Origin of the sequence: Bacillus oleivorans (assembly GCF_900207585.1) — a bacterium.
Classification (GTDB): Bacteria; Bacillota; Bacilli; order Bacillales; family JC228; genus Bacillus_BF; species Bacillus_BF oleivorans.
Map to the genome: position 1 here is coordinate 267,634 of NZ_OAOP01000004.1, position 23,529 is coordinate 291,162.

The 23,529-nt window shown below is 39.6% G+C and carries 22 protein-coding genes, 1 pseudogene and 1 riboswitch; of the genes and pseudogenes, 16 read left to right on the forward strand and 7 right to left on the reverse strand.

All coding sequences use genetic code 11. From position 1 onward, the window contains the following. Positions 1-15 precede the first annotated feature (15 nt). Both CRO56_RS10840 and CRO56_RS10845 read right to left on the reverse strand, forming a co-directional pair. Positions 16-660, reverse strand: coding sequence for an SGNH/GDSL hydrolase family protein (locus CRO56_RS10840; protein ID WP_097158647.1), 645 nt, complete (start codon positions 658-660; stop codon positions 16-18). Positions 661-664: 4 nt separating this feature from the next. Beyond that, positions 665-1,576: a dihydrodipicolinate synthase family protein gene (locus CRO56_RS10845; RefSeq protein ID WP_097158648.1), complete on the reverse strand. Its 912-nt coding sequence runs from the start codon at positions 1,574-1,576 to the stop codon at positions 665-667. 389 nt (positions 1,577-1,965) lie between these two features. Here CRO56_RS10845 and CRO56_RS10850 point away from each other — a divergent pair, with 389 nt between their 5' ends. The 8 genes from CRO56_RS10850 (at position 1,966) to CRO56_RS10885 (ending at position 11,296) form a co-directional block, all read left to right on the forward strand. Further along, positions 1,966-4,383 (forward strand): sialidase family protein, encoded by a 2,418-nt coding sequence (locus tag CRO56_RS10850; RefSeq protein WP_097158649.1) that lies wholly within the window; start codon positions 1,966-1,968, stop codon positions 4,381-4,383. A 241-nt stretch (positions 4,384-4,624) separates the two neighbouring features. Continuing rightward, entirely contained in the window at positions 4,625-5,719 is a 1,095-nt protein-coding gene (locus CRO56_RS10855) for an iron-containing alcohol dehydrogenase family protein (protein ID WP_097158650.1), read from the forward strand. Continuing rightward, complete coding sequence (gene hisC, locus CRO56_RS10860; RefSeq protein WP_097158651.1) at positions 5,716-6,828, forward strand: histidinol-phosphate transaminase; 1,113 nt, start codon at positions 5,716-5,718, stop codon at positions 6,826-6,828. Before CRO56_RS10855 ends, hisC begins: the two co-directional genes overlap by 4 nt. A gap of 23 nt (positions 6,829-6,851) precedes the next feature. After that, entirely contained in the window at positions 6,852-7,856 is a 1,005-nt protein-coding gene (locus CRO56_RS10865; RefSeq protein WP_097158652.1) for an ABC transporter substrate-binding protein, read from the forward strand. Between the two features lie 60 nt (positions 7,857-7,916). Further along, entirely contained in the window at positions 7,917-8,711 is a 795-nt protein-coding gene (locus CRO56_RS10870; RefSeq protein WP_097158653.1) for an ABC transporter permease, read from the forward strand. Between the two features lie 4 nt (positions 8,712-8,715). Beyond that, positions 8,716-9,489, forward strand: coding sequence for an ABC transporter ATP-binding protein (locus CRO56_RS10875; protein ID WP_097158654.1), 774 nt, complete (start codon positions 8,716-8,718; stop codon positions 9,487-9,489). A gap of 520 nt (positions 9,490-10,009) precedes the next feature. Next, on the forward strand, positions 10,010-10,867 hold the full coding sequence (locus tag CRO56_RS10880; protein WP_097158655.1) for a zinc ribbon domain-containing protein: 858 nt from the start codon (positions 10,010-10,012) through the stop codon (positions 10,865-10,867). A gap of 45 nt (positions 10,868-10,912) precedes the next feature. After that, complete coding sequence (locus CRO56_RS10885) at positions 10,913-11,296, forward strand: hypothetical protein (RefSeq protein WP_097158656.1); 384 nt, start codon at positions 10,913-10,915, stop codon at positions 11,294-11,296. Between the two features lie 175 nt (positions 11,297-11,471). Here CRO56_RS10885 and CRO56_RS10890 read toward each other — a convergent pair whose 3' ends face one another. Next, positions 11,472-12,068 carry an NADPH-dependent FMN reductase gene (locus CRO56_RS10890; RefSeq protein WP_097158657.1) on the reverse strand — a complete coding sequence of 199 codons (597 nt, stop codon included), beginning with the start codon at positions 12,066-12,068 and terminating at the stop codon, positions 11,472-11,474. Between the two features lie 600 nt (positions 12,069-12,668). After that, positions 12,669-12,770, forward strand: a riboswitch (purine riboswitch). A gap of 149 nt (positions 12,771-12,919) precedes the next feature. On the opposite strand from CRO56_RS10890, the gene CRO56_RS10895 reads away from it, so the two are divergent. Then, complete coding sequence (locus CRO56_RS10895) at positions 12,920-13,519, forward strand: xanthine phosphoribosyltransferase (RefSeq protein WP_097158658.1); 600 nt, start codon at positions 12,920-12,922, stop codon at positions 13,517-13,519. Further along, positions 13,500-14,810 carry a nucleobase:cation symporter-2 family protein gene (locus CRO56_RS10900; protein ID WP_097158659.1) on the forward strand — a complete coding sequence of 437 codons (1,311 nt, stop codon included), beginning with the start codon at positions 13,500-13,502 and terminating at the stop codon, positions 14,808-14,810. Before CRO56_RS10895 ends, CRO56_RS10900 begins: the two co-directional genes overlap by 20 nt. Positions 14,811-14,866: 56 nt before the next feature. Here the strand turns inward: CRO56_RS10900 and CRO56_RS10905 are convergent, their stop codons facing one another. From CRO56_RS10905 to CRO56_RS10915, 4 genes and pseudogenes are all read right to left on the reverse strand, one after another. After that, positions 14,867-15,151 carry a hypothetical protein gene (locus tag CRO56_RS10905; protein WP_245855785.1) on the reverse strand — a complete coding sequence of 95 codons (285 nt, stop codon included), beginning with the start codon at positions 15,149-15,151 and terminating at the stop codon, positions 14,867-14,869. A 27-nt stretch (positions 15,152-15,178) separates the two neighbouring features. Continuing rightward, positions 15,179-15,301: pseudogene (locus tag CRO56_RS23405) on the reverse strand (methyltransferase domain-containing protein); the annotation flags it as partial. Positions 15,302-15,372: 71 nt separating this feature from the next. Next, positions 15,373-15,813 carry an SRPBCC family protein gene (locus CRO56_RS10910; RefSeq protein WP_097158661.1) on the reverse strand — a complete coding sequence of 147 codons (441 nt, stop codon included), beginning with the start codon at positions 15,811-15,813 and terminating at the stop codon, positions 15,373-15,375. A 31-nt stretch (positions 15,814-15,844) separates the two neighbouring features. Then, the gene (locus CRO56_RS10915; protein ID WP_179714252.1) at positions 15,845-16,639 is read right to left on the reverse strand and encodes an arylamine N-acetyltransferase; all 795 of its coding nucleotides are present in this window, start codon (positions 16,637-16,639) and stop codon (positions 15,845-15,847) included. Between the two features lie 266 nt (positions 16,640-16,905). On the opposite strand from CRO56_RS10915, the gene CRO56_RS10920 reads away from it, so the two are divergent. From CRO56_RS10920 to CRO56_RS10945, 6 genes are all read left to right on the forward strand, one after another. Next, a complete protein-coding gene (locus CRO56_RS10920; protein ID WP_097158663.1) occupies positions 16,906-17,091 on the forward strand; it encodes a hypothetical protein in 186 nt (61 codons plus the stop codon). A 12-nt stretch (positions 17,092-17,103) separates the two neighbouring features. Continuing rightward, on the forward strand, positions 17,104-17,358 hold the full coding sequence (locus CRO56_RS10925) for a spore coat protein (protein ID WP_097158664.1): 255 nt from the start codon (positions 17,104-17,106) through the stop codon (positions 17,356-17,358). 814 nt (positions 17,359-18,172) lie between these two features. Continuing rightward, positions 18,173-19,393 (forward strand): MFS transporter, encoded by a 1,221-nt coding sequence (locus tag CRO56_RS10930; protein WP_097158665.1) that lies wholly within the window; start codon positions 18,173-18,175, stop codon positions 19,391-19,393. 486 nt (positions 19,394-19,879) lie between these two features. Next, a complete protein-coding gene (locus CRO56_RS10935) occupies positions 19,880-20,884 on the forward strand; it encodes an ABC transporter ATP-binding protein (RefSeq protein ID WP_097158666.1) in 1,005 nt (334 codons plus the stop codon). A 26-nt stretch (positions 20,885-20,910) separates the two neighbouring features. Continuing rightward, positions 20,911-21,891, forward strand: a complete 981-nt coding sequence (locus tag CRO56_RS10940; RefSeq protein ID WP_097158667.1) for an ABC transporter ATP-binding protein — start codon at positions 20,911-20,913, stop codon at positions 21,889-21,891. Between the two features lie 21 nt (positions 21,892-21,912). Then, positions 21,913-23,523 carry an ABC transporter substrate-binding protein gene (locus CRO56_RS10945; protein WP_097158668.1) on the forward strand — a complete coding sequence of 537 codons (1,611 nt, stop codon included), beginning with the start codon at positions 21,913-21,915 and terminating at the stop codon, positions 23,521-23,523. Positions 23,524-23,529 lie beyond the last annotated feature (6 nt).

Genomic DNA, 23,529 nt, shown 5'->3' on the forward strand with positions numbered 1-23,529 from the left:
ATTTTTCCCCCTCCATCATTGTGGTAAAATTTCTTTTATTTTATTGAAGACAAGCTTTGATAAAAGCTCGTGGCCTTCCTCATCTAAATGCATAAAATCTATCTCATTCATTGGAACAATCCAGGTTGTATCCAAAAAATTTATTTCTTCAGTTTCGAGGATTTCCTTTAATATCTTAGGCAGTTCCTCTGATTTCACATCACACTCTCTTCCCATTGACTTTCCGACAGGAGTATTGATGTACTCTTTTCCAATTGGAGGAGGTGCGATCACAAGCACCTTTGGAAATGTCCCTTTTTCACCCGATGGTGTATGTTTTGCCTTTAAGGCAAGTCTTGTAATCCCTTGCGCAATGTTATAAGAAGTTAAGGTAAATCTCTCTTTTGTGTCATTTGTTCCAAGCATGATAATAACCAGCTCAAGCGGCGCATGACTCATTAAACAAGGGTGGATATATGTAAGTCCGTTTAACCCTTCAAATAAAGGATCATCAACGACACTCGTTCTCCCAGACAGTCCTTCTTCAATGATTTGAAAGCTATCCCCCAGAAGTGCGGCTAAACGCCCTGTCCAGCGAACCTCTTCTGGGAACCTCTCCCCGGTTCTTGCATCATAGCCCCATGTATTTGAATCTCCAAAACACAAAATTCTTTTTTTCATGTTCTCAACCTTGATAGTTTGAAATCGCCTTGTCAATTTGAGCGGCAATTTCTTGAACTCTTTCAAAATCATCTTCCGAAACTGCTTCAAGTGGAGGTCTAACAGAACCAATATTGACCCCTCGCAGTTTTAGAACCTCTTTTAAACAAGAGTACATGGAACCATTCAGCGAACATAGGGCAATAATAATGTCATTAATATCTCTTTGAATCCTTCTTGCCTGTTCGAAATTTCCGCTTGAAACAAACCTGTCCGCTAATAGGAACAGCTCTGGCATTACACCGTAAGTTCCGCCAATCCCGCTGTCAGCCCCTATTAATCTTCCAGCAACATATTGCTCATCTGGTCCATTAAATACGATAAAATCCTCACTAGCTGCCGCCTTAAATCTCTCAATATCTAAAACTGGCATGGAAGAGTTTTTAACCCCTATCACCTTTTTGTTTTTTAATAGCCTTTGAAAAAGACTGAGAGATAACTGGTAACCGGTAGTTTGCGGAATGTTGTAAATAATAAAAGGCAAGTCTGTAGAATCCATAATCTCTGACCAGTAGTTGTAAATGGAGCTCTCAGGAAGTTTAAAGTAGATGGGAGGAATCGCAGACAATGCGTCATACCCTAGTTCTGCTGCATATTTGGCTAAAGTAATACTATCTCTTGTTGAAGGAGCACCGACATGGGCAATTAATGTGATCTTTCCTTGAAGCGCTTCTGCTACATACTTTAAGGTTGCTTTTCTTTCTTCAAGGTTCTGGTAGATACACTCTCCAGAGCTTCCCCCAACGTAGAGGCCTTGAACACCTTTATTATGTAAGTAGTTACACAGATCTTTTGTTCTCGCCTCCGATACTTCCCCGTCGTCATCGTAGCAAGCATAAAAGGCAGGAAATATTCCTTTAAATTTTTCTAGATTCATATAGTCTTCCCCCACCGCAGTTAATGTTAGCGTTTACACTTTATATGTATCACATCAAGCTGTTGTTTGTAAATAATTTTCTCTATTTTTAGATATTTAGAAAAAAATTTTCATTATTTTTTTCCGCTCAAACTCAGAGAAACGTTGATATAACAGGATTTATTTAGGATTACAATACCTCTAGACTAGGATAATAGTCCCGTTGACTGGTAATTTTCAGAATGTTACTATTCTTTGGAAATTATTTTCAATCGGGAAAGGAGCGTGAGACCGGAGATCTGTCGGCCAGCAGACTTACAAAACATCATTGTTTCGTACATAAAGATACATTTTGCAAGCTAAAATGAATGCGCTTACTTTTTTAAGCGTGATTAAAGGAGGAAACCTTTATGTTGAAAAGATGTTTGATACCATTGCTTTCTGCTATCTTAGTCATTTCACTCTTTGCCCCTGCATCACTGGCTAAAGACTCGAAGGCAGTTCCAGAACCAATCATCCGTGTTGAAAATCAGCAAATCAAAGACGGTTACTACACAAATCTGAATGATAGAGTAGAAGAGTTAAAGAATTTAGACGAAGGTACAATTATTGTCCGATTTCGGCATACAGGCTCAGGCTATATGTCTTTATTTTCTTTAAGCAACAAAAATCTCCCGGATGGGCATTTTCATTTGTATGTCTCTCCCTCCTCAATCGGAAGTGAAAATCGCTTTGAAAAACCAGGGGAACCAAAAACGAATACACATATAAGTGCTTCTATTCCTATTGAAAAAGAAAAAATTTATACGGTTGCCATGGTCGTTGATCAGGAAAAAGGCTATAAATTTTATGTGAATGGGGAATTAGTTAAAGAGGATACACAGTCACCGAGAAAATTTCTAAGTAATATTTATCAGCCTAATAGCTCTCAGCTCGGCCGGACTGAAAGAGCCGGCAATCGTAATCAATATTTATTCAGCGGAGATATTGTTTTCGCTGAGATTTATGCTGAGCCATTAGCAGATGATTATTTAATTCAAATAACGGAGGAAACAAAAGCAGCATCATTAGAAAATCCGATGCCAGATAACGTTTATGTAACAGATCCTTACCCTGTTTTCTATCCTGGATTTATGGATTCCAGCAATTATCGGATTCCAGCTTTATATTATACAAAACAGGGAACCCTGCTAGCCGGCATCGACAAACGGGTAGAAAGCGGGGCTGACTCACCTAACAATATTGATGCTGTGGTACGAAGAAGCTTTGATCAGGGGGACACTTGGGAAGCTGAAGGCATCGTTATAAATGATTACCCAGATCAGGCTTCCAATATTGATCTCTCCTTTCTGCAGGATGAATCAACAGAGCGAATTTTTGCCTTAGTGGACGGCTTTCCTCATGGCGCCGGGTTAATGGGCGGATTTGGCACAAACGCGTATAAAGGAACTGGTTTTAAAACGATTGACGGAAAAAGCTTTATGTATCTTCTCGATTCAGAGCAAAATGAATACACAATCAGAGAAGATGGGATCGTCTATGATGCTTCCGGGAATATCACTCCATACACAGTAGACCAAGACCGTAACCTCTATGAAAATGGTGTGAAAATTAACAATATCTTTAGCAAAACTTCTCCATTAAAGCCTTTTAAAACATCCTATCTTGAGCTTTACTATAGTGATGACGAAGGCAAAACATGGACAGGTCCAATTGATTTAAACCCTGCCGTAAAAGAGGATTGGATGATCTTTTTAGGAGTCGGTCCAGGCAATGGCATTCAAATCAAAGAAGGGCCGCATGCAGGCAGACTTGTTTTCCCTGTTTACTTTTTAAATGAATATAACCGCCAGGCGAGCGCTGTTATTTATAGTGACGACAACGGATTAACATGGCATCGGAGCGAATCGCCAAATGAAGGCAGATTAGTTGGCAATGGGGAAACGATTGATGAAAGGTATTTTACAGATTACTCCCTTGAAATTACCGAAGCGCAAGCGGTGGAAATGCCTAATGGCCAGCTAAAACTATTTATGCGCAACCATTCCGGATATGCTCAGATTGCTACAAGCTTTGATGGCGGAGAAACCTGGGATGCTGAAGTGATCACTGAACAAGCCCTGGTTGCTCCTTACAGCCAAATGTCTGCGATTCGGTACAACGGTCAAATTGACGGAAAAGAAGCAGTGATTTTCTCAAGTGCCAATCACCCGACAAGCCGGATTAATGGCACCGTAAGAATTGGTATAATTAATCAGGACGGCAACCATGATAATGGTGAGCCGAGATATGTGTTTGACTGGAAATATCAGCAACTGGTTAAAGAAGGGACCTATGGTTATTCAAGCCTGACTAATTTGGATGATGGGCTCATTGGTTTGTTTTATGAAGGAACAGCTAATACAGTGATGGATTTTATCAAATTTAATACCGATTACCTTAAGTGGGAAAGGATACGTGAAGCACCTTCCCCTCAACTACTTTCAGCTAAATTAGAAGAAAAAAGACCGAATGTTTACCGCCCTGGTGAGCAGATCCGTGTCACTGTTCAATTTGATGATTATGTTATGTTGATCGGGAATAAACAGTTGCATGGAACAGTTAATGGAGGAAATATTGATTTTCATTTAGTTGAACAAATTGATCATGAGACCTTCATTTTCGAAGGGACTATCCCTCAGTTGCTGCCAAGAACCTATGAAATCGAAGTTACATTAGATCCTAATCTAAGAATTTTTAATGTGTATGGTAAACCGTTTACCGATCATGAAACCAGGAAAGCTCTACTCACCGAGAATATCCACATCGCAGCGCCCAAACCACTCTAATAGATAAAGCATTTCATAAAGTGTTACTTGAAAAGCACGTTTCATTGCTCTTCTAGTAACACTTTTTTGTGCGTGCTATTAATAGCAGTTATTGTCGACAATCTAAGAGGCTAGCCTGTCACTCTCCGAAAGCGTTTTCGACAAATTTCGGGTGGTGACAGGCACTTTTTCTCTTGCTTTTTGTATATTCATTCTATATATTGTATATACATGCAATTACATATACTTAGGAGATGGCATCATGAAGGTTGTTACGGGGCCTGGACAGTATGTTCGAGAGGCGAATGTGCTTGAGAAAATCGGGCTGTATGTAAAGGAATTTGGACAATCCGCTTTATTAATTGGCGGAGAAACCGCTTTGTCTGTTGCAAAGCCAAAAATTATTAAAAGTCTAGAGACGAACGAGCTCCCCCTCCTCGAACCAATCCCTTTTAGCGGTGAGTGTTCATGGAGTGAAATCAATAGATTAGTAGAAATAGTACACAAGTTCAAGCCCGATGTTCTGATTGGTATTGGCGGCGGGAAAGCTTTAGATACAGTAAAAGCTGTTGCTTATGCAGTAAAGCTTCCTTTAATTGCAGTTCCTACGATTGCTGCAACCTGTGCTGCCGCGACTCCAATTTCCATTCTTTACTATGACGAGGGAATCTTTATTGAAATCAGCCGTAAAGCGAAAGCACCCAATGTGGTCCTTGTCGATATGGAAATCATTCAATCGGCTCCTTACCGCTTTTTGGTTGCGGGCATCGGCGATACGTTAGCAAAATGGTTTGAATCAAGGGCATCTGTGCAAAAAGTAAAGCCCAATGCACGAAACCAAAGTGCAGTAAGGCTCGCTAACGGAATCTTTCAATTACTTTTAGAAGAGGGGGAAGCAGCAATTGAAGCTGTTAAGCAAGGAACGGAAAATTCCTCCCTTGAAGATGTAGTCGATAGCATTATTCTCATAAGCGGAAGCGTTAGCGGTTATGGCGGCGATGACTGCCGAACTGCAGCTGCCCACGCGATTTATTCCGGATTAACGATTTTCCCTGAAGTCCACGATACGTACCACGGTGAAATAGTGGCTTACGGAATTTTGGCACAGCTATGTCTTGAAGAAAAACCGATAAAAGAGATTACGGATCTTATTTCTTTTTACCAAAAAGTTAAATTGCCTTATCAGCTATTACAAATGGGTATTCAAACCCTTTCACCCGAACAGTGGAAGCAGCTAGGTGAAGTATCTGTCACAATCGAAGATATGGCGAATATGCCATTTGTGGTGACCCCTTCCATGGTTATAAAAGCAATTCAGCAAGTTGAGGAAATTGGGAAGTTGGTGAACGTACAGTGAAGATTGAACAATTAGTGCGAGAGGTGTATCCCAATCTCATGCCTTATACATCAAAGCTGGCAGACCTCCCAGTGGAAGAGATAAAGAAAGTTTTGGGAAAAGAAAGAGTTTTTAAACTATCATTTAATGAAAATCCATTAGGACCTTCACCTAAAGCAATCGAAGCCATGCAACAGGCGATCCGAAAATTGAATCTATATCCGAGTTCAACCGGAGCTCTCGTTCAGCAAAAGATTGCCGAAATGGAAGAAGTGTTACCAGAAAACATCATTTTATCCAATGGAGCCGATGAAATGATCACAATGGTAGCTCAAACCTATCTCGATCCAGGGGATGAAGTGATTATCCCGGAAGTCACCTTTGTTCAATACTTTGCCTCTGCTCATTTGATGGGTGCAAAACCTGTGCTTGCCCCGATGAAAGAGGATTTAGGGATTGATTTGCAAGCGATTTTAGATCGAATCACAACCAAAACGAAGCTAATTTGCCTTTGTAATCCAAATAATCCAACCGGTGCAGTTATTCGAAAGCAGGAGCTTGTCTCCTTTTTCCAGCAGCTTCCGGATCATGTGATTGTGGTGATTGATGAGGCTTATCATGAGTATGCAGGCGGACCTGAGTACTTCTCTTCCATTCCGTTTGTGAAAGAAAATTATCCTGTGTTTGTGATAAGAACTTTCTCTAAAATCTATTCAATGGCGGCAGCTAGACTGGGTTACGGCATTGGTCCGGTGCCAATTGTGAATGCGATCCATCAGGTACGGTCCCCGTTTAATGTAAATAGTGTTGCCCAGGCTGGGGCAGTTGCTAGTTTAAAAGATCAAGAACATGTTGAACAGGCGCTTAAGATTAACGAAGCCGGTAAAAATCTTTTATACAAAGCATTTGAAGAACTTGGTTTTACCTATATAAAAAGTCACGGGAATTTTGTTTATGTTAATACAGGATATAACAGCGGCGAATTATTCACACAGCTTGCTGAACAATATGGAATTATTGTCCGCAATCTTTCTGGATATGGATTGACTACCTCCCTCCGAATATCTGTCGGTACAGAGGATGAACTGCAAGCATTAATCCAGGCTTTATATTTGATTTTTGAAAAGTAAACGAACTGAAGGAGAACATGAAAATGAAAAAATTAGGATTAACACTATTTTCTATATTAATAGTACTCGTATTAGCAGCGTGTGGAGCATCTGAAGCAGGTGACAATGCAGGCAGAGAAGAAGGCTCGGCAAAAGAACCTTTAAAAGTTACGCTTCCGACCTGGACAGGCTATGGACCGCTCTTTTTAGCTCAAGAAAAAGGGTTCTTTGAAAAGCATGGTATAGAAGTAGAACTTTCTATTATTGAAGGATTAGCTGAACGAAAGCAAGCTCTTGCTGGCGGACAAGTCGATGGAATGGCAACAGCATTAGATGTACAGGTTACAATGGCAGCGGCAGATGTACCCATGGAGGTAGTTTGGTTATTAGATGACTCCTATGGCGGGGATGGAATTACCGTTAAAAATAATATTCATTCAGTAGAAGATTTAAAAGGAAAACAGGTTGCATTTGAACAAGGATCTACAAGTCACCTTCTTCTGCTTACTGCTTTAGAAGAAGCTGGATTGACAGATCAAGATGTGGAAATGGTGCAAATGTCTGCTGGTGATGCAGGAGCAGCCTTTGTGGCTGGCCAGGTAGATGCAGCTGTAACTTGGGAGCCTTGGTTATCTAAAGCCTCTGAGGCAGATGGAAAAATTCTCGTTTCAACAAAGGATTTACCAGGAATTATTGTGGATACGGTTGGTTTTAGAAAGAGTGTAGTAGAAGAACGTCCGGAAGATATTCAAGCTTTTGTTAATGCAATGGCCGATGCGATGGATTACTGGAAGGAAAACGAAGAAGAATCTAATCAGATTATGGCTGAAGGGCTAAACATTGACGTAGAGGAATTTACGGCTACAGTAACAGGGCTTAAATTTATGGATGCACAAGCAAATAAAAATCTATTTGGAACAAGTAAGCAACAAGGTGATATTTATAGCTCAGCACAAAATGCAAGTGACTTCTATTTAGAACAAGGGCTAATTGAAATAGCCCCAAGTGCAGATGAGGTCTTGAACTCAACCTTTGTAGAAGGGCTATAGCATGTAAGGAGCGCCTGTCTGGGCCTCCTTTTTTCATTAAGTAATTGGAGGAGTTCACTCATGTGGAAATCAATTTTTACACCTAAGAAAGAAATATCAAAAAAACTATCTCTTGGAGCTGGTTTAACTACCTTTCTCCTTTTCTTAATCATCTGGTCCGTTTTGACATACGGCGGTTTCATAAGTCCATTATTCTTGCCAGCACCGGACAAAATCGTTACTACAGCTATTTCTATGTTCCAGGAGGGAGACATTATTGCAGATATCGGTATAAGTTTTTCCCGCGTTGCCCTTGGCTTTTTATTGGCAGCAGCGATCGGGGTTCCCCTCGGAATATTAATGGGCAGCCTTCGCATTGCCCAAGCTGCCTTTGAACCTTTTATTGGCTTTATCCGTTATATGCCTGCCTCAGCATTTATTCCTTTATTTATCCTCTGGATTGGACTAGGTGAAACTGAAAAAATGGCTGTTATCTTTTTTGGTACCTTCTTTCAGCTGACACTAATGGTGATGGATGTTACAAAAAATGTACAGAACGAATTAATCGAAGTTTCCTACACGTTAGGGGTTAACAAAAGCCAATTATTTACGAAGGTAATACTACCAGCCTCATTACCTGGTATTGTCGATACACTGCGGATCACGTTCGGCTGGGCCTGGACTTACCTAGTTGTGGCTGAAATTGTTGGCGCATCAAGCGGACTCGGCTATATGATTATGCAAGCCTCCCGTTTCTTAAATTCTGAAGAAATCATTGTCGGGATATTAATTATCGGTCTTTTGGGCTTACTAACCGATTTGATTTTCAAAACGATCTACCGCTTATCTTTTGGCTGGATGAGAAAGGAAGGATAACATCATGACAACAAAGCTAGTAATCGATCAAGTCGGAAAAGTTTTTTCAACGAAAAGCGGAGATGTTGTCGCGCTGAACCAAACCTCCTTTACGGTTGAAGAAGGAGAATTTGTTACTATACTTGGCCCTTCTGGCTGCGGGAAGTCTACGATTTTACGGGTCGTTGCCGGGCTGGAAGAGCCTACTTCAGGTAAAGTGCTGATGGATGGGAAAGAGATTAAGGGGCCAGGTCCAGATCGGGGGATGGTGTTTCAAACTTATTCTTTGTATCCATGGCTAACAGTCGAAGAAAACATTGCATTTGGGCTGAAGTTAAAAGGAGTTTCGAAAAAAGAACAGCAGGAAGTTGCCCGTCACTATTTAAATATGATTGGTTTAAACGGATTTGAAAAACATTATCCGATACAGCTTTCAGGCGGGATGAAGCAAAGGGTTGCGATTGCAAGGGCTCTTGCGAATGATCCGGAAATTTTGCTGATGGATGAGCCATTTGGTGCCCTAGATGCCCAGACCCGCTCTATCATGCAAGAGATCCTTCTAAAAGTTTGGGAGGAATCGAAAAAAACGATTCTTTTTATCACCCATGATGTAGAAGAGTCCATTTTCTTAGGTGACTCGGTCTACGTAATGACAGCTAGGCCAGGGCGTCTAAAGGCAAACATCAAAGTCCCTCTCCCCCGCCCACGCGATTATCAAAGTAAGAGCGGTCCGGAATTTGCTGCATTAAAGGCCGAGCTGCTGGAGTTAATTCGCGAAGAAAGTTTGAAGTCGGTTTAATCCAAAAATCGGCACCCTAAGTCTAATTGCAAAGGGTGCCTTTTTATGTTTGAAAGACGATATTCAAGGAGGAATAAATATATATATATTGTTCTTTTCGATCAAGTATCTTTATCGAAGCGGACATAGAATCCGTTATTTCGATAAAATCAGTGGAATCCACAGTGTTCGCGGACAGGAGATCCGTTATTTGAGAATTTTAGCAAGAAAATGCCCTTGTTTTCGCTTATTAACGGAACCTATGTCCGATAAATTGAAGAAAAAAACCATTTTTCATAAATAACGGTTCCTATGTCCTTTTAACAGAACGAGTACCAAAAAATAAGATATCACATAGTCCTAAAAGTTTGACCGACGAATTCACATGTTCCGGTGCGTGACTGCACGTGTCGGAATTTGTTAAATATTTTTCCAGTTTCTATGGTAATTCCTCTAATTTTCTATATAATTAGATAGTATTTACAAAAATGGGTATAAAGTCACATACCTATTATCTTATTTCAGAGAGGAAGAATACTTGATGATTTGTCCGAATTGTAGTCATGAAAGTGAGGGAGGCAAGTTTTGCGTTAAATGTGGGACTCAACTTCCAACAGCATCTGATGAGACTGTGAGTGCTCAGGAAAACCAGCCAGTACAAGCAACACAACAAGTCTCTGTAACTGCGGAAGAGTATGTATCTAAACCAGCTTCTAGCGTACAAACTAGCCAGTATGTAGAAGGTGCGAAAAAAATCTCGAAGTCTTACATCAATACTTTTCTCCACGTGCTAAAACACCCTTATGCAGCTTCTGTAAAGGCAGGAGAAGATCAGTTTATTAATGGAATTATTACAATTATTCTTTATTCATTACTGATTCCTTTCATCATTTACTTTGCCTTAAAAGGCGTACTAGGTGATCTAAATGATTTTGGTGCTGAGTTATTTGGCGAGTCAATGGATATTAATCCTCCATTTGCCGATGTAGTGATTAAGCCATTTTTTGCTTACGCTATTTTTATTTTACTTGTGGCTGCATTTTCATTCGCTGCCGTTAAATTAATGAAAGTAAATGCTAGTTTCAAAGAGGTGATCGCCCGCTTTGCTAGTCTTTTAATCCCATTTGTAACGATTCTTGCCGTAGCACTTATTTTATCTTTAATTAAAGTAAGCCTATTTATCTATTTATTAGTTTTCGGCTTAATCGGTGCCATTTTCTTAGTACCGGCTTTAGTAGTTACCAGCTATCAAAAGCAGTCTCAGGAAGGATTAGATAAGGTTTACGGTATTTTAATTGCTTACGTACTAACCTTTATTGCACTTCGAATTATGGGGGAAATGTTGTTTGACTCATTAGTAAGTGCCTTCTCGAGTATGTTTGGCGGCGGATTTTATTAATCTTAATTAGTTGTGTTGCACATAACATCAAGGAGGGAACAATTCATGAATTTTAACTTTAAAAATTCATATCTTAGCGCAAAATTAATTTTTTTGGCAACCTGCGCGGCAGTTATTTCTTTATTTTTACCATGGGCAGATTTAGGATTTATTTCGGCTTCTGGATTTCAACAACAGGGATACTTGTTGCTTATTTTCTTTATCTATCCGATTTATCGGGTTTTAACAGGGAAATCATTAAATAAAGTGGCGGGTCTTATTTGTGGAATCATTGCGGTTATCGGTACGTTTTTATTCCTAAGTACGAAAAGTGTTGATGTTTTTGGAACAACCGTTAATGGAGCTGGGTCAGGTCTATACTTATTCCTAATCGCATCCATAGTACTTACAGTTGGCGTCTTATTAGAAAAGCCAAAACAAACAGTATAAACCGACCTAAAGGCACCCCATAGCGGGTGTTTTTTTTCGGCATAAATCGGCGCGTAATCGGGGAGTGACATGATAGATCGAGGTATAAATCGGGGCTTGGCAGGCATATGTCGAAGCAAAAAGAGGAGATCTAAATGATCCCCTCTTTTAATTTCCCTTCATTTTAAAAGGCGTTTTATCGTAAAGTTTTTAGTGCACCGCTCCATGCAAGAACTTGGTCTAGCATTAGGTTTACGTTATCAAGGTGTAGATCTTGTGGCTTGAAAACTGAGCCGTTTTCAAAATCAGTGAATAGAGATAGAGTTGGATGAGTACGAACATCTGCAACCATTAATTCACCTAGAATTCCACGAAGATGTTCAGCTGCACGAGCACCACCAGTTGAACCGTAGCTTACGATACCAGCAGCTTTGTTGTTCCATGCTTCGCGTGCAAAATCAAGAGCGTTTTTAAGCGCACCTGTAATGCTATGATTGTATTCTTGAACGATGAATACGAACCCATCAAGGCTAGCTAATTTTTCATTCCAGGCTGCGATGCCTGGTTCAGAACCATCAGTTTCACCTAGGAATGGTAATTTGTAATCCGCAATATCTACGATTTCGTAGTCAGCATCTCCACGTTTATCTGCAATTCCTTTTACCCATTCTCCTACTTGTGGACTAACACGTCCTTGACGGGTAGATCCTAAAATAATACCTATTTTTAATTTTTCCATATGCGTTTCCTCCTCTTTAGTTGTTCTTCCTAATAGCTTGTCGAAAATTCCCATTCTATACACCACCTATTTTAGGTACAAATACCATACAATAAATACAGCCTTAATCTTGGAAAGTAAATTCCATTTTTTCCTTAAAATGAAGGGAAAATTTTATCTTAAATCTCTAATTTGAGAGATATAAGCAAATTTTAAATTCTTCGTGTTTTGCCAATCTCAAACCATCATATTTTTATCAAACTTAGCTCTTTCTACTCTATAAGGCTAACTTAGAATAGCATTTATTCGCATTTCTCAATTTTGAGATATATGTGAATAAGATCCCACTTAAAAGTTAATCAAGCATAGATCCGATAAAAATGTTTTAAAAAACTTGAACTTACTACCTAAGACTATAGTCCTGTTTATCTCGTATTCGTTTATCCTTAATTAAGGATTTTCGAATACAAGACATATGATATTATACTGCTATCGCATTGTCAACAATAAAGCTTATAGTTTTACAATAGTCCTGACAAAATCGATGTGGTCCTTTTCATTTACCTTTGATAAGCTTACTAAACTTAAACCACTATAACCAATAATCTGCTCAAAACTTTTTTACAACAATCCCCACTATTTTCATCGACTAGATGTATGCTATAATGAATTTCGTAATTTTATATCGCATTCACTCATATAATCGCGAGAATATGGCTCGCAAGTCTCTACCGGGTTACCGTAAATAATCTGACTATGAGTGAGCAATGGAAGATATCTGCCTATGGATATTTTCATACCCAAAAAAGTTTTAAGCTCAGAAGGGCATTGCTTCACTCTGTTTAGATGTGAATGTAATGATCTTTTGGGCTTTTTTTATGCCCCAAAGATCAACGATTACTATTTTTCAAAAAGGGGGCATTATATTGAAACTGCTTCAAGAAAAGATTAGACAGAACGGGAAAGTGTTATCGGAATCGATTTTAAAAGTAGATTCCTTTCTTAATCACCAAGTGGATCCGCAGCTAATGAAGGCTATTGGGGATGAATTTTATAATCGTTTTCGTCAGGACGGAATTACGAAGGTTCTTACATTAGAATCATCCGGAATCGCACCTGCAATGATGACTGCCTTAAATTTCGGGGTTCCTTTCGTATTTGCACGAAAAAGAAAATCACTTACATTAGTCGATAATTTATTTACTGCAGAAGTATACTCTTTTACAAAGCAAGAAACGAATACGATTGCCATATCAAAGGAGTATATCAATCGTGAAGACAAAGTTCTAATTATAGATGATTTTCTTGCAAACGGAGAAGCAGCATTCGGCCTGCTTGAATTAGTTAAACAAGCTGGTGCTGAGGCAAAAGGGATCGGAATTGTCATTGAAAAGGCGTTCCAATCGGGCGGAAAACAGCTAAGAGAACAGTCTATTCGCGTTGAATCATTAGCGCGAATTAGCTCGTTACAAAACGGAAGGGTCGAATTTTTAGAGGAGGTAAACTATGAGCAGACAGCCATTTAAGTTAGTTTCCTTAAGTATTCAGCACGTATTAGCTATGTATGCTGGTGCCATTATCGTTCCGCTGATCGTGGGTGGAGCTTTAGGCATGACGATTGAACAGCTTACCTATTTAGTATCAGTTGATATTCTAATGTGCGGGATTGCTACGATCTTGCAAGTATGGAAAAATAAATTTTTCGGAATCGGCTTACCAGTTGTACTTGGCTGTACCTTTACAGCAGTCGGTCCAATGATTGCAATTGGCGGAGAATATGGGGTTGGAGCTGTATATGGCTCGATCTTGGTATCTGGGATATTCGTAATCATTATTTCTGGGGTATTCGGGAAACTTATTCCTTACTTCCCTCCGGTTGTTACAGGCTCTGTTGTTACGATTATTGGAATCACTTTAATCCCAGTTGCAATGAACAATATGGCAGGCGGCCAGGGAAGCGAAAGCTTTGGTGCACTTCCAAACCTTGCATTAGCTCTAGGAACTTTATTATTTATCATTCTGTTATTCCGGTTTTTCACTGGCTTCATTCGTTCTATTGCTATTTTACTTGGACTCTTACTCGGAACAGTTGCTGGTGCATTTATGGGGATGGTCGACTTTACCCCTGTTGCAGACGCATCTTGGTTCCATATGGTTAAACCGTTCTATTTTGGTACGCCAACAATCGAATGGACAGCTGTCATCACGATGATCCTAGTTGCACTTGTTAGTTTAGTAGAATCAACAGGCGTCTATTTTGCCTTAAGCGATATTTGTGAAGAAAAGATTACAGAGAAAGATGTAGCACGAGGCTATCGTGCTGAAGGATTAGCGATTGTATTAGGTGCCATTTTCAATGCATTTCCTTATACAACGTTCTCACAAAATGTTGGACTGATCCAGCTTTCAGGGGTCAAAACGAAGAAGGTTATTTATCTGACAGGTGCCTTCCTCGTACTTCTTGGCCTAGTTCCAAAAATTGGTGCATTTACAACCATTATCCCAACACCTGTTTTAGGCGGAGCGATGGTAGCTATGTTCGGAATGGTTGTTGCCTATGGAATTAAAATGTTAGGCCGCGTTGACTTTGCGAAACAAGAAAACCTATTAATTATTGCATGTTCAGTCGGAATGGGACTTGGAGTAACCGTAGTACCTGACATTTTCGCCAAACTGCCACAAAGTGTACAAATTTTGACTGATAATGGAATTGTAGCAGGCAGTGTGACAGCTATACTATTGAATATTATTTTTAATGTCATTCCTTCAAAAAAACCTGCAGTATCAAGTCCAATTGTTGAGGAAAAAGTTTCATAAAGAGTAAGAAATGCCTGGCAAAATTTTTCGCCAGGCATTTTTTGTTTATAGAAATATCACTTTTTAGCGGCTTTCATTATGAAAGACGCCGGAACCAGTTCTGCTCTTTGAGTTGAATACCATTTAGACGGATCATCTGAAGCATTTTCCGGTAAGATTACATCTTCAATCACTTTTTCTACCGAAAATCCAACTTCAACAGGAGTATTTATATATGTACTTAATTTCCGATGATAGATAATTACATTGTTGTGCCACGCCTCATTCAATTCAGGACCTTCAAGATTGTACGATTTGTTAAAAATAAAGGAAGAATCCTTATAGGTTAGCCGATTATGCATCGGATGGTCCCAGCTAAAAACAATCATTCCGCCTGGTTTTAAATATTGATAAATATTTGACAGTGTACGGTTTAAATCAAGGGTCCAGCCTAGCGCATAAATCGAGTATACAATATCGAAATAGTTTACTACTGTATAATTAGGTCTCAGAAACTATTCAATATCCTCTAGACTCATTGTTGAACGAGTTAATCCAATTATGTAATCTTTACGATTTTGTACTAAAATCTTTTCTCAAGAATCTCCTTTATTTTCTTTAAGTCCTTTTTGTTGGCTTGTCGCATCATAGTGGACATAAACGGAGCCATTAATTTAGAAAAACCGGTCGGATTGCCTTTGTTCCGCAAGGTCATTAAAGTAGTAGAGGCATCAATGGCTTCCCAGGTATAGGTTGTCTCCATCGGAAATGGTCCATTTGCAGTGCTCATAACCAGTTTTTCGCCAGGAATAAACTCAACAACTTCATACACATAAGCAAGCTCTCTTCTTAAAAATTGGGCTTTGAAAGCAATTCGGGAACCGACCGCTAACAGCTTGGGAGTTTGCCATTCCGCTGAATGAATATTGTCATACCATTCTGGAGCATTATCAGGGTTTGCGGCATATTCTGAAACTTTTTCTAACGGACACCGAATTTTTATTTCGGTCATTACGTCTACCATTGTTATCACCCCTATTTTATTTCGATATACTTTAGAACAATTCCACCCCGCGCTCACTCAAAAAGCGCAAAGCTTTTTCTGTTGAAATTCTTGATATCCCAGCCTTGTCCTCAATCAACTGAATCCATTCTTCTCTATTGTCAAAAATTTTTTCGAAATGCTCTCCGTTCTGCTTATGGACAGTATATTTTGTATTCATCAACTGATGCCGTTCTCCATTCGGGTACCAGGTAACCTCAATTTTACGGAAAAGACGATTTTCTGGGATATCGGTGTAAGCCCGCTGCAGCCAAAAATCAAATTCTGCCCTAGTCAGTTTACGAAGGTAAAGCGTTTTAGTTACGATTGGCTCTCCCCCATCCAGGACACGCGTCCATACAATACCGCCATCCTCCGACCGCTCAAAATGGGAGGTTTCATAAAAGGTTTCGACTACCCAGTTCCCTGTCTTAATCGGGATTGGTTCAAAAAAGGGGCCAGCATAACCAGCGTCAACTAGGTAGTCCTCACCTTTCCAGCTGAGCCAAATCGCAATATGTCCTTTTTCAACCGGGACAAGTTCTACGTCGTACCCTAACCAATCTAGGAGCTGAATAAAACGGCCATTCAGTACATAACAATTTCCACCCCAGCCTAATTGGGTATTTCTCTCTAAGAACTCTGCAACAGTCGGGATCCTCTTTTCGATATTTTCACCTGCCAGTGTATATTTGCTAATCAATTCGAACGGAAACGTATGTAAATGTGCTCTTGTTAATTCTTCTATTTGTTCTAGTGAATTTTCTTTTACCGTACCAATTCCTAGCTTTTTCAAGTAGTCTCTCAAACTATTACCTCCCTCTGCCAATTAAGCCACCTAGAATTAAACAAACGTTTGTTTAATCATGAGGAAACGATCTTTTATATGAACGAGTGACCCTTAAGTGCTTAAGTATTAAGGTCAGTTTACCACAAAGGTAAGATTGGAATTGAATAATTGGCAAATTTGTCCTCATGGATCAAATAAAAGTTTTAGGAAAATCTCATACATAAGTATTTCTTTTTATAACATGGGAAAATTACAAATGATATTTGGAAAAGGAGGAAATTGTTGTGAATAATTTAACCGAACTTGAGGTTGAAAATTTACGCCATCTCATTGGCGGACATGCGACAGTTGCAAAAAAATTAGAAACCTATGCCCAAAGCTGCACAGATCCGCAATTAAAAACAATGCTGCAAAGGGATGCCCAATCTGCAAGACAAGCACAACAGCAACTTTTAAATTTTTTAGGATAAGGTGGGATGAGCATGTTACAAGATAAGGATATCGTTAGTGATTATTTAGCAGGATTAAATGCGAGCCTAACAGGGTATGCAGGCTATATTAGCGAATCAAATAATCCCGAGCTAAGGCAGGTTTTAATTCAATTAAGAAATCAAGATGAAACGCGCCAAAGAGAGCTATATGAATTCGCACTTCAAAAAGGATTCTATCAGCCATCTGCTCCTGCTTCACAACAGGTGATTCAGCAGCTAAAATCTCAACTAATGTCTGGACAATAATACCATTTAACTTTGAAAAAACGAATTAATCCTGATGATTAGCTGCCTATGGCACAAATTGATTCTTGAGAATTTGGGCCATAGGTTTTTTATCTTTATAAAAAGCTCTTTTCGTAAGCTTTGTTGCCATTGCTATCCATTTGTGTACTACATAAAGGTCGAGCGGATAGGCTACATACATTTAAACAAATCCTCTCGAATCGTGGGCTTCAGACTGCTTCTCTGAATTTTATGCCTTTCCTGTCCGAATCAGAGGTTCATTCGGACAGCCTCACTGAATTTCACGATTTTCCTGTCCAAATCAGAGGTTCATTCGGACAGCCTCACTGAATTTCACGATTTTCCTGTCCGAATCAGGGGTTCATTCGGACTGCTTCTCTGAATTTTACGCCTTTTCTGTCCGAATCAGAGGTTCATTCGGACAGCCTTACTGAATTTCACGATTTTCCTGTCCGAATCAGAGGTTCATTCGGACTGCTTTCCTTAATTCTACGCCTTTTCTGTCCGAATCAGAGGTTCATTCGGACAGCCAGCCTCACTGAATTTCACGATTTTCCTGTCCGAATCAGAGGTTCATTCGGACTGCTTTCCTTAATTCTACGTCTTTCTTGTCCAAATCAAAAACTTTATAAAACGATTACTGCCGAAAAACAACAATCTTTTCGAAAAAGAATTATAAAAATAATCTTTCTTTCCAATATTTATATTAATTTCCACCATATCCTTTATAATCAAAATGAGCGACTTTTTACTCAATCGTCACATATCTATTCATAATAAAAGTTGTGTACATATCCCAAAAGGTGTTGTAGCTATGAGTACTGATCACGTCTTAAAGAACCGCTCCTTTCTCTTTGTTTGGATCGGAAATGCAATCTCTGAATTAGGAGGAGCATTTGGAACCTTCTGTAATTCTATATTAATCTATCAGCTGACAGGTTCGACGCTGGCCTTAGGGAGTATGTGGCTGTTATATTTTATCCCGTCCCTCCTGCTGCAGCTGTTTATTGGTCCTTTTATTGATCGGTGGAGCCGTAAGTGGACAATGATCTTTTCACAATGGACAAAGGGACTCATTTGTCTTTTACCTCTTATCGCATTATTATTAGGTGTACTTGAAGCCTGGCATATTTATGCTGTTCAAATCATGATTGGTTTAATTACGCCTGTTTATATACCTGCGAATCTGGCCATCACTCCTACGATTGTCCCCAAAGAACAATTAAGTACGGCCAATGGCTATATTGATGGAACGGTCCGTCTAATGACCTTTTGTGCTCCCCTCATGGGCGGAATAGTAGTTGAGTATATCGGAGTCAAACCAACTCTCATTCTTGTTAGTACTTTATTATTGATAAGCGGCACACTGCTTCTTTTTGTTAAAGAAAATAGGAGTTTTTTATCCGTTCGTGAAACCTGGCTTAAGCAGTTCACAGAAGGAATCTCCTATTTCTTCGGACAGCCTGTAATCGTTTGGCTCGGTGTTTTTCTCGCATTTGTTCAATTTGGGGTAGGCGTAACAATGGTGGTTACTCTTCCCTATATTACAGATGAATTATCCGGCACTTACGCGGAATATGGTTATTTTATGGCTGGATTTCCGCTCGGATATGTGATCGGTTCTATGCTAGTCGGAAAGATTAACTTTAAAAGCCGCAGGATTTTGATGTTAGGTTCGTTAGTGGTAGGCGGTCTTACTTTTATATCGTTAGGCTTTAACACGAGCATTGCTTTCGCGATTTTTACCGAAACAGTGGCTGGTGTCGCTATGGCGTTCTTTGGGGTTCACAATATCACGCTTTGTCAGCAGGTCGTGCCGAATGATTTAATGGGAAAAGTCACGTCGGTTAGACTTTTTATTATTAGAGGAGCGATGCCGATTGGAGTCATTGCAGGCGGAACATTAAGTGAGTTATGGGGAATCCGGCCATTGTACTTTTTCATCGGGTCCATTATTTGTACAGTGTCCTTGTTGGGGATTTTGCTGCCATATTTTAAGTTTATTGATCAAGTTAAAGTGGAATCCAGTGTCTGAGTGTACGGGTTCGAACCTGATTGGGTTCGGACTTTTTTTGTTTGTTCTGATTATTTTTTGAGCACAATCGAACGGTTTTGAGCGGTCCGAAACAATTTTTGAACGCGCCCTGCTTCCTTGAGCAACAACAACTTTCCTCTAAGCATTTCCTCCCAATTCCCTAACAAAACTGGTAATTTAAGCCAGTATAATGACAGATTCCCATTTTAAAATATAGAACTTTTGTAACCCCTTACATTTCTTCAATAATATTTTCCTACTATAAAGTTAAAAATCATTTTTCTTTTCCCGGATTTGTCGAATGGGTAATAAGTCCCTATATATCAAGCTTTATATCGTCCTTATGTCAATTCAAAATATTTATAAAATAAAAAAAATGTCGAATCTCCTTGCAGAAAAGCACTAAAGGAGTATAATAATTATCATTGTTTAATATTTTCTAAAAATTGTATTAACTATTTCGGAATAATAAAAAGGGGGGATATCATGGAAGAGACTATTTTAGAAGTCAAAGGGTTAAAAACTCACTTTATAACAGATAAAGGACCGATTCCGGCTGTTAACGGTGTTGATTTTCATCTAAAAAAAGGAGAAATCCTTGGAATCGTTGGTGAGTCTGGCTGCGGGAAAAGTGTAACCTCCTTATCTATTATGCAATTAGTTCAGCATCCTGGAAAAATTGTTGATGGAGAAATTTTATTTAACGGCGAGAATCTTGTTACATATTCCGAAAAGAAAATGAGAAAGATTCGCGGAAATAAAATCGGGATGATCTTTCAAGAGCCAATGACCTCTCTCAACCCTGTTTTTAAGATTGGGAACCAGCTGGTCGAGGCCATCCTCATACATAATAAGATTTCTAAAAAAGAAGCTAGAGATCGTGCGATTCAGTTCTTAAAGCTTGTTGGACTTCCTAGGGCTGATGAGTTGATCGATGAATATCCGCATCAGCTTTCTGGAGGAATGCGGCAGCGGGTCATGATTGCAATGGCCATGGTTTGCGAACCTGATGTATTAATTGCGGACGAGCCCACTACTGCACTGGATGTAACGATTCAAGCCCAAATTCTTGAATTAATGAAAAAGCTTAATAAAGAGTTAAATACCTCTATTATTATGATTACTCACGATCTCGGTGTTGTGGCTGAAATGTGTGACCGAATTGCGGTTATGTATTCAGGAAAAGTCGTGGAAGAAGGCGATACGGAAAGCCTGTTCAAAAACCCGCAGCATCCATATACTAAGGGATTAATTGATTCAGTACCGGATGTGCGTACGAAAAAAGAGCGGTTATATTCCATTCCCGGGAATGTTCCAACTCCAGGTTCTATTAAAAAAGGGTGCCATTTTGCACCTAGATGTGCTTTTGCAACAGAAAAATGCAGAGAAGTATCTCCTAGTTTAATAGAAGTTGGAAATAATCATAGAGCTAGATGTTTACTGCATGAGGACGGGAAAGCGTCACTACTCCTTCAGGGTGCATCAAGTTGAGTTAGATAAGGAAAGGAGGAGAACATATGCCTGAAACACTCTTAGAAGTGAAAGATCTTAAAAAGCACTTTCCGATAAAAAGCGGACTTTTACAGAAGCAAACAGGTGCAGTCAAAGCCGTTGACGGAGTTTCTTTCAGTCTTCTTAAAGGGGAAACGCTAGGCTTAGTTGGGGAAAGCGGCTGCGGAAAATCCACCACAGGTCGCATGCTCATGCGTTTGCTTGAACCAACAGGAGGGCAAATCCTCTTTGAAGACAAAGATTTAACCACTCTTTCCAATGCAGAAATGAGAAAAATGCGGAAAGACATTCAAATGGTCTTCCAGGATCCATTTGCTTCTCTAAACCCAAGACATACTGTAGAAAGAATTATTGAAGAACCATTAATTGTCCATGGGATGGGGAACAAACAGGAAAGAAAAAAACGGGTACGTGAACTGCTTGATATTGTCGGTTTGAGTTCCTATCATGCAAGACGATATCCGCATCAATTTAGTGGCGGTCAGCGGCAGCGCATTGGGATTGCCCGCGCACTTGCGGTAAAGCCAAAACTGATAATCGCGGACGAGCCAGTTTCAGCCCTCGATGTTTCGATTCAGTCGCAAGTATTGAATCTGCTTGAGGATCTGCAAAAAGACTTTGATTTAACGTACTTGTTTATTGCTCATGATCTGGGAGTCGTACGACATATAAGCGATAGAGTCGGGGTTATGTATTTAGGAAGAATTGTAGAGCTAAGTGATAGCGAAAGATTGTATGACAATCCCAAGCATCCTTATACCGAAGCATTGCTATCAGCAGTTCCAATTCCAGACCCAGCTTATCAAAAAGAAAGAATTATTTTAGGAGGAGATGTGCCAAGTCCATCGAATCCGCCAAAAGGATGTCCTTTCCACACTAGATGTCCGAAAGCGCTGTCCATTTGTAAAGAGGTTGTTCCTACTCTCCAAGAAGTTGAGCCTGGCCACTTTACCGCCTGCCATCTTTATGGAGAAGAGCAAATATAAACAAAAATATAAGGGGGAAAAATGATGAAGAAGCGTTTCTTACAATCATTTGTACTATTACTCGCTTTGTCTCTCGTACTTGCTGCATGCAGCAGTGGAGATGATTCAAGTGATGGCGGCTCTAATTCTGATAATGATGCTGCTCAAACTACTTTAATTTACGGACGTGGTGCTGATTCCACATCCCTTGATCCAGCTGTTGTAACAGATGGAGAATCTTTAAAAGTAACAGAAAATATTTTTGACACTCTTTTAAACTATGAAGAAGAATCTACTGAAGTAGTTGCTGGTCTTGCGACTGAGTGGAAAGTTTCTGATGATTCACTAACTTATACGTTTACATTACGTGAAGATGTTAAGTTCCATGACGGTACTGATTTTAATGCAGATGCTGTTGTGTACAACTTCGAACGCTGGATGAGCGGCGGAACTGACGGGGCTTACATCTACTATGCTGCTATGTTTGGCGGATTTAAAGAAGACGCGGGACATGTTATTGAATCAGTAACAGCTGTTGATCCTTACACAGTTGAATTCAAATTAAAGCGTCCACAGGCACCTTTCTTGAAAAACCTGGCTATGGGTCCTTTCGGAATCGCGAGCCCAACAGCACTTGAAGAAAACCCTGATACATTTGGAGAAAATCCAGTTGGTACTGGTCCATTCGTATTTAAAGAGTGGAAACGTAACGACACGATTACCCTTGAAAGAAATAGTGATTACTGGGGTGGAGAACCAAAATTAGAGCAAGTTATTTTCCGTGTTATTCCTGATAACTCAGCTCGATTAACTGCTTTAAAGACTGGTGAAATTGATCTAATGGATGGAGTTAATCCAAGTGATGTTTCTCAAGTTGAAAGTGATTCAAGCCTTCAGCTTTTACTTCGTCAAGGTATGAACATTGGGTACTTTGGATTTAACACAGAAGAAGAACCATTTGATGATCCAAAAGTTCGTCAAGCACTTAACCATGCTGTTGATAAACAAGCGATTATTGATGCTTTCTATGCTGGTAATGCTGAGGCGGCCGTTAACCCAATGCCTTCCTTTATCCCTGGGTATAACGATGAAATCGAAGGCTACGAATATGACTTAGAAAAAGCAAAAGCTCTTCTTGCAGAAGCAGGATATCCTGATGGATTTGATATGGAACTTTGGACTTTTACAAACCCACGGGATTACATGCCTGAACCACAAAAAATTGCAGAAGCAATTCAAGCAGAATTTGCAAAAATTAATGTTAATGTTGAGATCATTACTTATGACTGGACAACATTCTTAGAAAAAGTTCAAAATGGTGAAGCTCAATCATTCCTAGTTGGATGGATTGGCGATAACGGGGATGCTGACAACTTCCTATACGTTCTATTAGACCAAGATAGCATCGATGGTAACAACTACTCTCGTTATGCGAACCAAGAACTTCATGATATTTTAATTGCTGCTCAATCTGAAACAGATGAAGCTGCCAGAGTTGAATTATACAAACAAGCTCAAGAAATTATTCATGAAGATGCACCTTGGATTCCACTTGCACATGCTAATGCTCCATTAGCGGCTAAGAGCAATCTAAAAGGGTTTGTACCACATCCAACCGGATTAGATAAATTTACAAACGCATATTTCGAATAATGATCT

Bases quoted from the DNA above. Each gene is read 5' to 3' on its own strand.
- CRO56_RS10840 (WP_097158647.1), bottom strand. From the start codon at position 660: ATGAAAAAAAGAATTTTGTGTTTTGGAGATTCAAATACATGGGGCTAT.
- CRO56_RS10845 (WP_097158648.1), bottom strand. From the start codon at position 1,576: ATGAATCTAGAAAAATTTAAAGGAATATTTCCTGCCTTTTATGCTTGC.
- CRO56_RS10850 (WP_097158649.1), top strand. From the start codon at position 1,966: ATGTTGAAAAGATGTTTGATACCATTGCTTTCTGCTATCTTAGTCATT.
- CRO56_RS10855 (WP_097158650.1), top strand. From the start codon at position 4,625: ATGAAGGTTGTTACGGGGCCTGGACAGTATGTTCGAGAGGCGAATGTG.
- CRO56_RS10865 (WP_097158652.1), top strand. From the start codon at position 6,852: ATGAAAAAATTAGGATTAACACTATTTTCTATATTAATAGTACTCGTA.
- CRO56_RS10870 (WP_097158653.1), top strand. From the start codon at position 7,917: ATGTGGAAATCAATTTTTACACCTAAGAAAGAAATATCAAAAAAACTA.
- CRO56_RS10875 (WP_097158654.1), top strand. From the start codon at position 8,716: ATGACAACAAAGCTAGTAATCGATCAAGTCGGAAAAGTTTTTTCAACG.
- CRO56_RS10880 (WP_097158655.1), top strand. From the start codon at position 10,010: ATGATTTGTCCGAATTGTAGTCATGAAAGTGAGGGAGGCAAGTTTTGC.
- CRO56_RS10885 (WP_097158656.1), top strand. From the start codon at position 10,913: ATGAATTTTAACTTTAAAAATTCATATCTTAGCGCAAAATTAATTTTT.
- CRO56_RS10890 (WP_097158657.1), bottom strand. From the start codon at position 12,068: ATGGGAATTTTCGACAAGCTATTAGGAAGAACAACTAAAGAGGAGGAA.
- CRO56_RS10900 (WP_097158659.1), top strand. From the start codon at position 13,500: ATGAGCAGACAGCCATTTAAGTTAGTTTCCTTAAGTATTCAGCACGTA.
- CRO56_RS10905 (WP_245855785.1), bottom strand. From the start codon at position 15,151: ATGCATAATCGGCTAACCTATAAGGATTCTTCCTTTATTTTTAACAAA.
- CRO56_RS10910 (WP_097158661.1), bottom strand. From the start codon at position 15,813: ATGGTAGACGTAATGACCGAAATAAAAATTCGGTGTCCGTTAGAAAAA.
- CRO56_RS10925 (WP_097158664.1), top strand. From the start codon at position 17,104: ATGTTACAAGATAAGGATATCGTTAGTGATTATTTAGCAGGATTAAAT.
- CRO56_RS10930 (WP_097158665.1), top strand. From the start codon at position 18,173: ATGAGTACTGATCACGTCTTAAAGAACCGCTCCTTTCTCTTTGTTTGG.
- CRO56_RS10935 (WP_097158666.1), top strand. From the start codon at position 19,880: ATGGAAGAGACTATTTTAGAAGTCAAAGGGTTAAAAACTCACTTTATA.
- CRO56_RS10940 (WP_097158667.1), top strand. From the start codon at position 20,911: ATGCCTGAAACACTCTTAGAAGTGAAAGATCTTAAAAAGCACTTTCCG.
- CRO56_RS10945 (WP_097158668.1), top strand. From the start codon at position 21,913: ATGATGAAGAAGCGTTTCTTACAATCATTTGTACTATTACTCGCTTTG.